The 13107-nt window shown below is 65.9% G+C and carries 10 protein-coding genes; 3 read left to right on the top strand and 7 right to left on the bottom strand.

Features of this window, described 5'->3' with window-relative positions; genetic code table 11:
* Positions 1-79: 79 nt before the first annotated feature.
* Entirely contained in the window at positions 80-982 is a 903-nt protein-coding gene (locus CZ375_RS01120) for a DMT family transporter (protein ID WP_234966785.1), read from the bottom strand.
* 166 nt (positions 983-1148) lie between these two features.
* Between CZ375_RS01120 and CZ375_RS01115 the strand changes: the two genes are divergently transcribed.
* Entirely contained in the window at positions 1149-4100 is a 2952-nt protein-coding gene (locus CZ375_RS01115; protein ID WP_077597494.1) for an insulinase family protein, read from the top strand.
* A gap of 92 nt (positions 4101-4192) precedes the next feature.
* Here CZ375_RS01115 and CZ375_RS01110 read toward each other — a convergent pair whose 3' ends face one another.
* The 5 genes from CZ375_RS01110 to ettA form a co-directional block, all read right to left on the bottom strand.
* Positions 4193-5005 carry a metal ABC transporter permease gene (locus CZ375_RS01110; RefSeq protein WP_234966784.1) on the bottom strand — a complete coding sequence of 271 codons (813 nt, stop codon included), beginning with the start codon at positions 5003-5005 and terminating at the stop codon, positions 4193-4195.
* A complete protein-coding gene (locus tag CZ375_RS01105) occupies positions 4998-5669 on the bottom strand; it encodes a metal ABC transporter ATP-binding protein (RefSeq protein WP_077597493.1) in 672 nt (223 codons plus the stop codon). Before CZ375_RS01105 ends, CZ375_RS01110 begins: the two co-directional genes overlap by 8 nt.
* Positions 5670-5677: 8 nt before the next feature.
* The gene (locus tag CZ375_RS01100) at positions 5678-6973 is read right to left on the bottom strand and encodes a metal ABC transporter solute-binding protein, Zn/Mn family (protein ID WP_200799670.1); all 1296 of its coding nucleotides are present in this window, start codon (positions 6971-6973) and stop codon (positions 5678-5680) included.
* Between the two features lie 107 nt (positions 6974-7080).
* Positions 7081-7719: a ZinT/AdcA family metal-binding protein gene (locus tag CZ375_RS01095; protein WP_077597491.1), complete on the bottom strand. Its 639-nt coding sequence runs from the start codon at positions 7717-7719 to the stop codon at positions 7081-7083.
* Between the two features lie 195 nt (positions 7720-7914).
* Positions 7915-9594 (bottom strand): energy-dependent translational throttle protein EttA, encoded by a 1680-nt coding sequence (ettA, locus tag CZ375_RS01090; protein WP_077597490.1) that lies wholly within the window; start codon positions 9592-9594, stop codon positions 7915-7917.
* 216 nt (positions 9595-9810) lie between these two features.
* Between ettA and CZ375_RS01085 the strand changes: the two genes are divergently transcribed.
* Positions 9811-11181 carry an MATE family efflux transporter gene (locus CZ375_RS01085; protein WP_234966782.1) on the top strand — a complete coding sequence of 457 codons (1371 nt, stop codon included), beginning with the start codon at positions 9811-9813 and terminating at the stop codon, positions 11179-11181.
* On the opposite strand, the gene CZ375_RS01080 is transcribed toward CZ375_RS01085, so the two are convergent.
* Entirely contained in the window at positions 11178-12053 is an 876-nt protein-coding gene (locus CZ375_RS01080; RefSeq protein ID WP_077597488.1) for a LysR family transcriptional regulator, read from the bottom strand. The genes CZ375_RS01085 and CZ375_RS01080 overlap by 4 nt on opposite strands.
* Positions 12054-12178: 125 nt before the next feature.
* Here CZ375_RS01080 and CZ375_RS01075 point away from each other — a divergent pair, with 125 nt between their 5' ends.
* Positions 12179-13099, top strand: a complete 921-nt coding sequence (locus CZ375_RS01075; RefSeq protein ID WP_077597487.1) for a DMT family transporter — start codon at positions 12179-12181, stop codon at positions 13097-13099.
* The last annotated feature ends 8 nt before the right edge of the window (positions 13100-13107 follow it).

The following is a 13107-nucleotide window of genomic DNA, read 5'->3' as shown; positions in this document are numbered from 1 at the left end:
CAACACCCAACGAGACCTTGCGGGACCGGCGTGGAGCCGGTCCCGTTTTCGTGGGACGGCACGCCGAGGTGAGGCCTCGCTACGCCGTGAGGAACACCATCACGATGATCATGGCAAAGCCCAGCAGGTCAGTCGGCGCAAAGCTGATGCCCATGAGCAGAACGGAGGAGACGGTTGCCACGACCGGCTCGGCGGTGCCCAGCATGATGCCCCGCATGGCGCCTACCTCCTTGACGCCCTGCAGGTAGAGGCCATAGGCGCCAAAGGTCCCCATGACGATGGAGAAGAGCACCATGAGCCAGCCGGCAAGGTCGAGCTGGGGCATGTGGGCCCAGGGCTGCGTGGCCACCATGAGCACCACGCCCGACATGAGAAACGCCAGGCCGTTCACGGCAAAGTTCCCCCAACGCGAGATGAGCCTGACAGGCTGGATGGACAGGAACGTCGCCGCAATGGCGCAGCACATCCCCCAGAAGAGCCCCTGCGGGGGAAGGGAGAGCGCTGCGGGGTTCCCACCTGTGGCAATGAGGAAGGTGCCCAGGAACGCCAGCGCCACGCCCGCGACCTCGCGGCGATGTGGCGCGCGCCTGTTCGACAGGCAGACGAAGACCATCACCAGCAGCACCGAGAGGTTCTGCAGCACCGTTGCCGTCGCAGAGTTGGTCCAGTCTATGGCCTTGAGGTAGGAGACCTGCGAGAAGAGGATGGATCCCAGCGCAACGGCAAAGACGCCTGCGAGCGAGTGGCGGTCACGAAGGAGGCCATGCAGCTTCTCGGGCGCGCTCGCACGGGCTGCCAGGAGGAAGAGCCAGCAGGCCGAGAGCTCGCGCACGCAGGCAAGCCACAGGGGCTCCACGCCGTAGCGACTCATGAGGATACTGGAAACCGTGCCGTTGAGGCCCCAGAGGGTGCCCCCCAGCATCGTGAGCAGCGCCCCCCTCAGCAGCTTCCCGTCACGTTGGGACTTCTCCTTCTCCGTCACCTTGCACTCCCCACGGCTCTCGAAGCTCGGCAGGCGGGCCTGCCCCGCCACGGCCTTTGCACTCTAGCATCCACGGCGGGAACGCACGGGCGTCAGACGGGTAAAGTACAGGAAGCGCATCGCCATCGGCCTTAGACCTGCCCGCTCGCGGGCGTTGGGAGAGCACATGTCACAGGAGCCCCAGGCAACCACGGACCAGAAGACCCCCTTCACCCTGCCAGACCCCAGCCTCGCCCCCGGCAGCCACCACCACGGCTTCACGGTGGGCTCGGTGGAGCCCCTCGAGGAGCTGGGCGGGCAGGCCTACGTCATGCGCCACGACGCGACGGGCGCGCGCCTCATGTGGCTGGCGATCGAGGACTGCAACAAGTCCTTCTCCATTGCCTTCAAGACCCCTCCCGCAAACGACACGGGCGTCTTCCACATCCTCGAGCACTCCGTGCTCTGCGGCAGCGACCGGTTCCCCGTGAAGGAGCCCTTCGTCAACCTGCTCAAGACCTCGATGCAGACCTTCCTGAACGCGCTCACCTTCCCGGACAAGACCATGTACCCTGTGGCCTCCACCAACACGGCCGACCTCGAGAACCTCATGGACGTCTATCTGGACGCCGTGCTACACCCCGCCATCTACCACCGCCCGCGCATCTTCGAGCAGGAGGGCTGGCACCTGGAGCTTGAGGGGACGGACGGCCCCCTCAGCTACAACGGCGTGGTCTACAACGAGATGAAGGGCGCCCTCTCGGACCCCGAGGAGCGCATCTACATGGCCCTCAACCGAGCCCTCTTCCCCGACACCGCCTATGGCTACGAGTCCGGCGGAGACCCCGCCGCCATACCGCAGCTGAGCTACGAGGAGTTCATTGACACGCACGCACGCCACTACCGCCTGGACAACAGCTACACGGTGCTTTACGGGAGCGTGGACATAGAGCGCGAGCTCGCCTTCATCGACGAGCGCTTCAAGGCAGCCCCCAAGAGAGAGGCCGGCTCGCCAAACGCCCTCGAGCCGCAGCCGGCCGTGACGGGGCCGCTCGTGCGCGTGGAGATGGCAACCGCCCCCGAGAACGCCAGCCTGGGCCTTGCCTACGTGATTGGCAGCGCCTCCGATCGCGAGCGCGTGCTGGCGGTTGACGTGCTGCTTGACGCCCTCTGCGGCTCCAACGAGGCACCGCTCAAGCGCGCCGTGCTGGACGCCGGGCTTGGAGACGAATTCTCCGCCACGCTGGCGGACGGCACGCTCCAGCCCATGGTGCTCTTCACCCTCAAGGGCGCGCGTCCCGGCGCAGCCGAGCTCTTCCGCGAGCTGGTCGAGGGATGCTGTGCGAGGCTCGCGTGCGAGGGCATCGAGAGGGAGCGGCTCTCGGCATCTCTCGCGCAGGCGGAGTTCAACCTGCGCGAGGGCGACTGGGGCTACTACGCGGACGGCGTGGCCCTCTCGATGCAGGTCATGAACAGCTGGCTCTACGACGACGAGAAGCCCGTTGACTACCTGCGCTACCAGGCGTCCGTTGACCACATGCGCGCCGGCATGGACCAGGGCTACTTCGAGGGGATCCTGCGCGACCTGGTCTGCCAGAGCGCTCACAGCGCGGAGGTCGAGCTGGTTCCCACGGAGGGGTCTGACGCAGACGATTCCCTCGAGCGGCTGAGGGCGGGCATGACCGAGGAGGAACGCCGGGCCGTGGTCGACGAGGTGGCAGCGCTGCGCCGCGAGCAGGAGGCTCCGGACAGCCCTGACGACCTGGCAAAGCTCCCCAGCCTCACGGTGGACGACATAGAGGACGCCCCCGCCGAGACGCCCCTGAGCCTGGTCGAGGCACCTCTCCCCTGCCTGCACCATGACCTTCCCACCCATCGCATCGACTACGCCTACCACTACTTCGACCTGCGCTGCCTGGATGCGGACGAGCTGCCCTATGTGGGCGTCCTGACGGACCTCCTGGGCAAGCTGGACACGGAGAGGCACAGCGCGGCCGAGCTGGACACCCTGGTCGAGGAGCAGCTGGGCAACCTCAGCTTCTTCACCGACAACCATGCCGAACTGGGCGACCCACTGTCGGTGCTGCCCCTCCTGGTGGTGGGGGCAAGCTCCCTCTCGGAGCGCGTGGACCAGCTGGCAACCCTTCCGTCCGAGGTCTGGGGGAGCACCCGCTTCGATGACACCGACCGCATGAGGGAGATCCTCCAGCAGAAGCGTGTGGCCATGGCGCAGGCCTTCGCCAATGGCGGGCACGCGGCGGCCATGGCCCGCATATCGACCCAGTTCACGGCCAGTGCCGTGGTGGCCGACAGAGTGGTTGGCGTAAACGCCTACCTCTTCCTCAAGGACCTGCTGGCGCACTGGGACGAGCGCAAGGACGACCTCTCGCGCAAGCTCTGCGATCTCTGCGAGAGGATCTTCTGCGCAGACGGAGCCACGGTGAGCTTCGTGGGGCCGCGCGACGACCTGGAGCGCTTCTGGGCCACGGGGGGCACGCTGGGGCTGAACGTGAGCGATGGTGACGCGAGGGAGCGCCTCTCGATCGAGCTGGCCGAGCCCAGAGACGAGGCCTTCGTGATTCCCTCGGACGTGAGCTATGTGGTGGAGGGCGCGGCGCGCAGCGAGAGGGACCTGCCGGGCGATGGCGGCTGGCAGGTGGTCTCGCGCATCCTGAGCCTGGACTACCTCTGGAACGAGGTGCGCGTGAAGGGCGGTGCCTACGGGGTTGGCTTCCGTCGCACCCTGCAGGGCAGCAGGCTCTTCTGGTCCTACCGCGACCCAAACGTGGACGGCACGCTGGCTCGCTACGAGGCCGCGGCCGAGTGGCTCTCTGCGTGGGAGGGTGACGCCGACGAGCTGGGGGGGTATGTCGTCTCCTGCGTGGCTGCGCACGACGCGCCGGCCAAGCCCCGCTCCCTCGCGCGCCGGCAAGACGGCGAGTACTTTGGCAGGAGGCCCGAGGGCTGGAGGGAGCAGCTGCGCGAGCAGGAGCTCTCCGTCACGACAGAGGACGTGCGGGCTGCCGGCGCGGCCCTCGCGGGATTGGCGGGCGAGAGGCGCGTGTGCGTCTTTGGCCCGCGCGAGGCCATCGAGGCGTCAGGGCTCGACCTCCACGTCACGGAGCTCATGGGGGACTAGACCTCCGCATGGGTGGGCCCCAATACCGTCGGCCGGTGACGGCATTGGGGCCCCTTTCTCTCCCGTTTGGGAGTCTTTGCCCTGCAAGGCCGTCAGTCGGTGACGGCCTTCCCCTTGCGGAAGAGATGCGCATACCCGAGGAAGAGCAGGATGAGGACCACGGCGGACACCACGATGGAGCCTCCGGGCCGGACGTCGTGGTAGTACGAGAAGGCAAGGCCGGACAGGGTGCAAACCACGCCCAGGATGACGGAGAGCACGCAGGTCTGAAGATAGCTGCGGCTCACCGTGAGGGCGCAGGCAACGGGAAGCGTCACGAGGGAGACGACGAGAAGCGCCCCCACGACCTTGCAGGCAAGTCCCACCATGATGGCCGTGAGCAGCGTGAACACGCCGTTCACCAGGCTCACCGGGACACCCGTCAGCCTCGCCAGCGTGGTGTCCACGGCAAGGTCGAGCAGGCCCGCGTAGCAGAACGTGCTGACCGCGACAGTCGCCACGAAGACGACCGCGGTGCTCACCAGGTCGACCAGGGTCACCGACGATATGGAACCGAACAGGTACGACTCGAAGGTGTTCCCTCCCGGCGCGAGGTCGGCAAGGATGACCGCAAGGCCGAGGCCGGCGCTCATTATCACCGCCACGGACATGTCCCCGAGCTGCGGCATCCTCGCGCGGACGCCCTCGATGAAAAAGGCGCAGGCGACGCAGCTGGCGACGGCCCCCACGACGGGGTCGAAGCCACAGATCAGGCCGATGCCGACGCCCATGAGGGACACATGGGACAGGGCGTCGCTGACCATGGACGTCTTGCGGTTTATCATGACTATTCCGATGAGCGGCAAGGCGATGGCAAGCATGATGCCGGCCGCCAGCGTGCGCCGCATGAAGTCAAACTCAAGCACGACAGATACCTCCCGCGTCGATACGATAGATGGCGTCGAAGCTCATGTGCTTCATGACGAGGTCGAGCTCATGGGACACGAGCAGGACCGTGATGTTGCGGTCATGGCGTATCTGCTCCAGAAGACCCAGGAAACGCACCTTGCTCTCGTTGTCGACGCCCGCGGTGGGCTCGTCCAGCACCAGGAGCCTGGGGTCGTTGACAAGGGCCCTGCAGATCATCACCCTCTGCTGCAGCCCGCCGGAAAGCTCGTTGAAGGGGGTGCGCACGTAGCGCCCGAGCCCCATCTCGGACAGGGCCGCCTCGGCCCTGTCAAAATGCCTCTTGCGCGGCACCTTGACAAACCCGAAGTCGCCATACAGGCCGAGGGACACCATCTCGCGGCAGGTCGTAGGAAACGCGACCTTGTTCATGACGCTCGCCTGGGGAACGTACGCGATGCGGGACAGGTCCCTCAGCTGCGCGATGGGGCAGCCGAACAGCTCGACCGTGCCCGTGAAGCCCCTGAGCTCGCCCAGGATGACCTTGAGCAGCGTCGATTTGCCTGAGCCGTTCTCACCCGTGATGCAGCACGAGTCCCCCTCCCCGACGGAGAGGCTCACTCCCCGCAGGACCGCCTCGGACGTGTATCCAAAGCGCAGGTCTGAAACGTTGATGACATTCATGGAACCTCCTACGTCAGGGACTGGTAGATGGCCTCTATGTTCGACCGCATGATCTCGACATAGCCGCCTATCTCGGCGCCCTGCTCCTCGCTCACGTACTCCATGGACGCGAGCGGGACCGCCTTGCCCCCGATCTCGCTGGCAACCGTGTCAGCCCCCTTGGATGACATCCCAAGCTCGTAGAAGACGGTCGTCACGCCGTGGCTCTTGCAGAAGTCGATCGCCTTGCGAACCGTCTTGAGCGCCGGGGCCTCGGTCGAGGTGAGCCCCTGCAGGGGGAAGTGCTTGATGTTGAAGTCCCTGCAGAGATAGGAGTAGGCGTTGTGCGTGACGACGAACTCCCTGCGTTCGACCCTCGCGAACTTCTCGTCGTACTCGGCGCTCAGGTCGGTCATGCGGGACACGATGTCGAGCTTGTTCTTCTTGTACACGCGGGCGTCGTCGGGAGAGAGCTCGCAAAGCCGATTCTGGATCGAGCTGCAGTAGCGCTTCGCGTTCACCAGCGACAGCCAGGAGTGCGGGTCGAAGGTCACCTTGTCGTGCCCCGACGACGACCCCTCGAGGAGCGGGGTCACCGCGATCTCGTCTCCGTCCTCGGACGTGACCAGCCGATACGACAGGAGGCTCTCGGACGCGCGGTCCGAGAGGAGAATCCAGTCGCCGTCCCTGGGCAGCGTGAAGCCGATGTAGCCGCTCTCATGCCCCATCTCAAGGGCATAGACCTGGTCGGCCCTCACCGTGAACGTCCGATGCTGGGCGATGACCTCTCCCTGCTGGTTCATGACCTCGCGCCCATGCCTCACGAGGTCGGCCTCCGAGGTCTGGGGTCCCCGCTCGATGAAGGCGACGCGCATGATGTCCTCGTGCGTGTGCCCGAACTCGAAGCCATAGGTGCCGGCCTTGACCTCGAGGCGCGCCATGTACTGGAACTCTCCCATGGCGGCCGCCCCCTTGTACGTGATGAGGTCGATGTCGTCGGAGAGGGTGAGTATGTCGAGGTTCGGCAGGTTGTCACGCACCTGGTCCACCCAACGCTCCATGTTTGCCCCGTTGACGATCAGGAGCTGCGAGGCCGCCAGGTGCCTCAGGGACTTGGGGGTCGGCTCCCACAGGTGCGGGTCCTTGTTTGGCGGCATGAACGCGTGCAGGTCAAGCGTGTCCCCTGCGATCTCGCGCGTTATGTCGAATATGGGATAGAACGACGAGTACACCACGGGCCTGCCGGCAGGCGTGCCGCCGGGCGAAGACGAGCACGCCCCAAGGGCGAAGGGGGACGCCGAGGCCAGGCAGGCAGATGCGCACAAGCCGAGAAACTCTCTTCTCGAGCATTTCATGCTTGACTCCAATTATGCACAAGGACGACGGGACGGCCGCCAGCTGACCATGGCGGCCGTCCCGTCGCGCCGTCACGTTACTCCTTGATCTCGCCCTTGATCTGGTCAAGGGTGGTGTTGGGCTTGACGAAGGTGGGGTACCAGTCGTCGCGCTTCATCAGCTCGTCAACGTCCGAGCCATAGCGCAGGTGGAAGTGGACGAGCTCCTCCTCGCCGTGGACCGGCATCATGAGCAGGACGGGGTACTTGGCGTCCGGCTCCACGGCCTTGAAGACGTCCCACTCGAGCTCTGCGCCACCGTGCTTGACCTTCCTGGCCTCCACGAACTTGTAGGTCGTCTTGGCGACCTCCTTGCCGCCCTTGTCCTTGAATCCGTCGAGGAAGGAGATGGTGTCGCCCGAGACCTCCAGGCCAGAGAACTCGGCGGAGACCTTCTCCTTCATCTCGTTCTTCACGGCCTCGGCAGTGGTGCCGTCGCGCTTGGCGACCTCCTCGTATGCGTCGGAGAGGCCCTCGTCGTCAAGGTAGTGGTTCAGACCGTTCCAGCTGCCCTCCCAGTCGGACAGCGACGCTCCCTCCTCGACCTTCTGGGACTCCGCGGGCTTGGAGGCAGGCTCCCCCTGGGTGGAGGGGGCACCCTGCCCCGCGCATCCGGCAAGCGTGAGGGCCAGGGCAAGGGTGACGCCCGGCACGGCGAGTCCAGCAAGCTTCTTCATTCGTATGACCTCCAGTCACGTTTGTCTCTTATAGTTAGCCATGGTTAACTTTTAGGAAATGTACTCCTGCTCTGTGACGGAGTCAACCTCAAAAAGTGCGATGGTCAGCATTCACCACGCCAAAGAGGGGCGGCACCCCCGTGGAAGTGGGGGTGCCGCCTGGAAGGGGACGTGCCGGAGGCGGTTCCTCGCCTTCTAGTCCCTGGTCAGCTTGCGGTGGATGCGGTGCGGGCGGGCGGCGTCGGCACCAAGTCGCGCCACGCGGTCCTTCTGGTAGTCCTCGAAGTTGCCCTCGAACCACGTCCAGGCACCGGGGTTCTCGTCCGTGCCCTCCCAGGCCAGGATGTGGGTGCAGATGCGGTCCATGAACCAACGGTCGTGCGAGGTGATCACGCAGCAGCCCGGGAACTCCAGCAGCGCCTCCTCCAGGCTCTCCAGCGTCTCGGTGTCGAGGTCGTTGGTTGGCTCGTCGAGAAGAAGCAGGTTGCCGCCCTGCTTGAGGGTCAGCGCCAGGTTGAGGCGGTTGCGCTCGCCGCCAGAGAGCACGCCCGCGCGCTTCTGCTGGTCGGGTCCCTTGAAGCCGAAGGCGCTCACGTACGCGCGGCTGGGGATCTCCTGCTTGCCCACCATCATGAAGTCGTTTCCGTCGGAGACCACCTCCCACACGTTCCTCTCGGCGTCAAGACCCTCGCGCCCCTGGTCGACATAGGAGATCTGCACGGTCTCCCCCAGCTCGAGAGAGCCTCCGCTGACCTCCTCCTTGCCAACGATCATCTTGAACAGGGTGGACTTGCCCACTCCGTTGGGGCCGATCACGCCCACGATGCCGTTGCGCGGCAGGGAGAAGCTGAGGTCGTCGATGATCACGCGGTCCCCGAAGGCCTTGTGCAGGTGCTCCGCCTCGAGCACCTTGGAGCCCAGGCGCGGGCCCACGGGAATGTGGATGTCGGTGTAGTCCACCTTCTCGGCGCGCGCGGCCTGCGCCTCCATCTCCTCGTAGGCGGCAAGGCGCGCCTTGCTCTTGGCCTGGCGGGCCTTCTGGGAGCTGCGCACCCACTCGAGCTCGCTCTTCATCTTGCGGGCGCGCTTGGCGTTCTGCTTGGACTCCATCTCCAGTCGACGAGCCTTGGTCTCCAGGTAGGTGGAGTAGTTGCCCTCGTAGGGATAAAGGGTGCCACGGTCCACCTCGCAGATCCACTGGGCAACGTTGTCCAGGAAGTAGCGGTCGTGCGTGACGGCCAGGACGGCCCCAGGGTAGTTCTTGAGGAACTGCTCCAGCCAGAGCACGCTCTCGGCGTCCAGATGGTTGGTGGGCTCGTCCAGAAGCAGCAGGTCAGGAGCCTCGAGCAGCAGCTTGCAGAGGGCCACGCGGCGCCTCTCGCCGCCCGAGAGGTGCCCCACCTCCTCGTCCGGGTCTGGACACTGCAGCGCGTCCATGGCCTGCGAGAGCTGGCTGTCCAGGTCCCAGCCGTTGGCGGCGTCTATCTCGGTCTGGAGCTCGCCCATCTCGGCCATGAGGGCGTCAAAGTCCGCGTCGGGCTCGCCCATCTCGTTGCCGATCTGGTTGAAGCGGTCTATCTTGGCGAGAAGGTCGGCAAACGCCATGCGGATGTTCTCGCCCACGGTCTTGGACTCGTCAAGGGGCGGCTCCTGCTGCAGCAGGCCCACGCTGTAGCCGGGGGTAAGACGCGCCTCGCCGTTGCTGATCTCCTCCATGCCGGCCATGATCTTGAGCAGGGTGGACTTGCCCATGCCGTTGGGCCCCACCACCCCGATCTTGGCTCCGGGGAAGAAGCCCATGGTCACGTCGTCGAGGATGACCTTGTCCCCGTGGGCCTTTCGAACCGCATGCATCTGGTAGACGAACTCTGCCATGTGAACTCCTTGGGTGTGTTGTGCCCACGTGCCAGCCTGTGGCGGGGCCCTGCTACTGAGAACATTCTACGGGAGGAGCGACGGCTCAGGTAACGATTCTGTGCGAATCCGCACCGCCGACGCAATGGGTGCCATGATGGGTGCATGGGATGTGACACGGACAGGGAATCAGATCATGGCCCTCGGCGGCCTCGGGGGGCAGGCACCCATCGCCCCATGAGCCCTGAGGAGAAGTTCCGCCAGATGACCGAGGAGCCCATCCGGCCCCTCATCGTCGCCCTGGCTGCCCCCTCGATCCTCTCCAACCTCGTCACCAGCATCTACAACCTCTCGGACACCTTCTTCGTGAGCGCCCTGGGCACGTCAGCCTCTGGCGCCATTGGCATCTCCTTTGTTGCCATGACCGCCATCCAGGCGGTGGGCTTCTTCTTTGGACAGGGCACTGGCAACGCCATCTCGCGGCACCTGGGCGCGCAAGAGAGGGACCAGGCCTGCATCCTTGCCACCAACGGCCTCGTGTTCACCCTGGGCTGCGGCCTGCTGATAGCCGTGCTGGGCAACGTGTTCATCGACCAGATCTGCCTGCTTGCGGGTGCCACCCAGACCATCCTGCCCTACGCCCGCACCTTCGTGGGGATCATCCTCATGGGCGCACCCTTCATGTGCAGTTCCATCACGCTCAACATGCAGCTGCGCTTCGAGGGAGAGGCGCTCTACTCCATGCTTGCCATCATGGTGGGGGCGTTCCTCAACATGGGGCTCACGCCGCTGCTCATCTACGTGTTCGACATGGGCATCGCCGGCAGCGCAACCTCCACCGTCATCTGCGAGGCCATCAGCTTCTGCCTCCTGCTGCGCCAGGTCCAGAGGGCCGGCATCACGCCCCTCTCGCCCGAGTGGCTGAGAAGGCCCACCCAGGTCATGGCCCAGGAGGTGGCGATGGGCGGTGTGCCCTCCTTCGTCCGCCAGGTCATGCTGGGCGTGGCGACCACCCTGCTCAACGACGCGGCCCGGCCCTTTGGCGACGCCGCCATAGCGGGGCTTGCCGTGGTGCAGCGCATCTGCGGCTTTGGCAACTACGTGCAGATCGGCATCGGCCAGGGCTTCCAGCCGCTGGTGGGCTACAACTACGGCGCCCGCAGGTTCGGCCGCATTCGCGACGGCTACTTCTTCTCGGTCATGGCGGCCCTCGCCTCCGTCTTTGCCATAGGGCTTGTCACCTTCGCGCTGGCGCCCCAACTCGTCGGCTTCTTCAGCGACGACCCCAAGGTGCTGGGAATCGCAACCCTCACCTTGCGCATGGAGAGCTTCACCATGGCGCTCACCGGGATGGCCATGATCACCAACTTCCTGCTGCAGACCACCGGGCGCATGTGGCGCGCAACCATCCTGGGCGCCTGCAGGCTGGGCCTGGTGCTGGGCCCCGTGGTGACGGTGCTCCCCCGCTTTGCAGGGCTTCTGGGCGTGCAGGTGGCGCAGCCGGTGACGGACGTGATCACGGGCATCATCGCCCTGCCCATGGCCTTCTCCATCCTGCGCGAGCTCAGGGCCGAGGAGGAGGCCGGCGGCGCGCGGCTGGCCGCCTAGCCGTTGCGGTAGTCCAGGTAGGTGACGAAGCGCTCTGCCGCAAGCGGCAGGCGCTCCTTCTTGCGCAGCACCGCGTAGATGGAGCGAAAGACCCGGGGCTCCAGCTGGCGCACGGCCAGACGATAGGGGCTTCTCCGCAGTATCAGCGCGGGCAGGATCGACACGCCCAGGCCGCTTTCCACCATGGACATGATCGCGTAGTCGTCAAAGGTGGTGAAGCGCACCCGCGGCTCGAGCGAGCGGGAGGCGAAGATCGAGCTCACCTCGTCGTCACCCGACTTCTCGAGCATGATGAAGGGGCCCTCGCAGAGCTGCTCCACCGGAACTCCTTCCGCGCATGCCAGCTCATGGCCCTCGGGCAGCACCGCCAGAAGCTCGTCCTCCTCGAGCTTGTAGGCCACAAAGAGCTCCAAGGACGGCACAAAGGGGAGGAATCCCAGGTCAACCCTGCCTTCGGCAAGCCATTGCTGGATCTCTGCGTAGTCCCCCATGAGCAGCTCGTACTCGATGTTGGGGTAGTCGCGCTGGAAGCGCTCGATGACGCGGGGCAGCCAGTGCGTGGCCACGCTCGAGAAGGTGCCGATGCGTATGCTGCCCACATCCAAGCCGTTGAGCCCGTCCACCTGCATCTGCAGCCTGCGGGAGCTCTCGCAGAGCGCCTCCGCGAAGGGCAGGAGGGACTTCCCCTCCTCGGTCAGGCGCACCCCCGCGCGCCCACGCTCCAGGAGCACCACGCCCCAGTCCCGCTCCAGGTCGGCCACCATGCGGCTCACGCCGGACTGTGAGTAGCGCAGAGCCTCGGCGGCCCTGGTGAAGCTGCCGCAGCGCACCGTCTCGAGGAACGCCTGGCATTTCTGGATGCTGGTCTCCACGTCCCGCCCTTCGCTCGCGTTGCATCTGGAACCCTCATGATACCCATGATGAAGATTCACTTTTCTGCTTCTGATCGCTCTGTCAGAGTTTGCAGCAGAAGGTCCGTCCCAGGCGAGGAGCTGCGGTGTCTCGGGAATTCAAGAAGTATCTGCTGTCATTGGCCCTCTTTGGGTCAAACGGCATAGTCGCCAGCGCCATCTCCCTTCCCGCAGAGCAGATAGTCCTGCTCAGAACCCTGCTGGGGGCCATTCTCCTGACGCTGGCCCTCGCCCTTGCCAGCCGCAGGGACGGCGAGGGGGCGCGTCTCGCCTTCCTCGAGCACCCGCGCCAGGCTCTTGCGCTTGCCTGCTCCGGAGCCGCGCTCGGCATGGGCTGGATTTTCCTCTTCGAGGCGTATCAGCTGGTGGGAGTAGGTGCGGCGTCGCTCGCGTACTACTGCGGCCCCGTCATTGTCATGGCCCTCTCCCCCCTGCTCTTCAAGGAGAGCCTCACCCCGGGCAAGCTTGCGGGCTTCGCCGCGGTGGCCGCGGGAGCCTTCCTCGTCGCCTTCCAGCCCGGTGGCGCGGCGCTTGACGCGCGCGGGCTGATGCTGGGGGGCCTCTCGGCTGTCATGTATGCCGTGATGGTGGTCTTCTCCAAGCGTGCGCCGGAGGTGCGCGGCCTCGAGGCGGCAAGCATCCAGATCGTGGCGAGCTTCGCCGCCGTGGCCCTGCACACAGCCCTCGGCGCAGGCCTGCCCACCCCCGCGGCCGTCGCCTCGGCAGGTCTGCCAGCCATCGTCATGCTGGGCGTGGTGAACACGGGCATAGGTTGCTACCTGTACTTCTCGTCCATCGGAAGGCTGCCGGTCCAGCGCGTTGCCGTCTGCGGGTACCTTGAGCCGCTGAGCGCCGTGGCCCTCTCGGTGCTTCTGCTGGGGGAGCCGCTGACGCCCTGCCGCGCGCTGGGGGCCGCCCTGATCGTGGGAGGGGCCGCCGCATGCGAGCTCTGGGGCAGGAGGCCGCTCGTGCCTTCCGGGTCTGTGGCCTCTTCAGACGGGGCCTGATTGGCCTC

It is taken from the genome of Olsenella urininfantis (genome assembly GCF_900155635.1).
Lineage (GTDB): Bacteria > Actinomycetota > Coriobacteriia > Coriobacteriales > Atopobiaceae > Olsenella_G > Olsenella_G urininfantis.
The sequence above is the reverse complement of the archived record's forward strand: the minus strand, read 5'-3'. Positions and strand labels throughout refer to the sequence as shown.

What these genes read in the sequence shown, in the direction of transcription:
- CZ375_RS01115 (WP_077597494.1), top strand. Translation starts at nt 1,149, where the DNA reads ATGTCACAGGAGCCCCAGGCAACCACGGACCAGAAGACCCCCTTCACC.
- CZ375_RS01105 (WP_077597493.1), bottom strand. Translation starts at nt 5,669, where the DNA reads ATGAATGTCATCAACGTTTCAGACCTGCGCTTTGGATACACGTCCGAG.
- CZ375_RS01095 (WP_077597491.1), bottom strand. Translation starts at nt 7,719, where the DNA reads ATGAAGAAGCTTGCTGGACTCGCCGTGCCGGGCGTCACCCTTGCCCTG.
- ettA (WP_077597490.1), bottom strand. Translation starts at nt 9,594, where the DNA reads ATGGCAGAGTTCGTCTACCAGATGCATGCGGTTCGAAAGGCCCACGGG.
- CZ375_RS01085 (WP_234966782.1), top strand. Translation starts at nt 9,811, where the DNA reads ATGAGCCCTGAGGAGAAGTTCCGCCAGATGACCGAGGAGCCCATCCGG.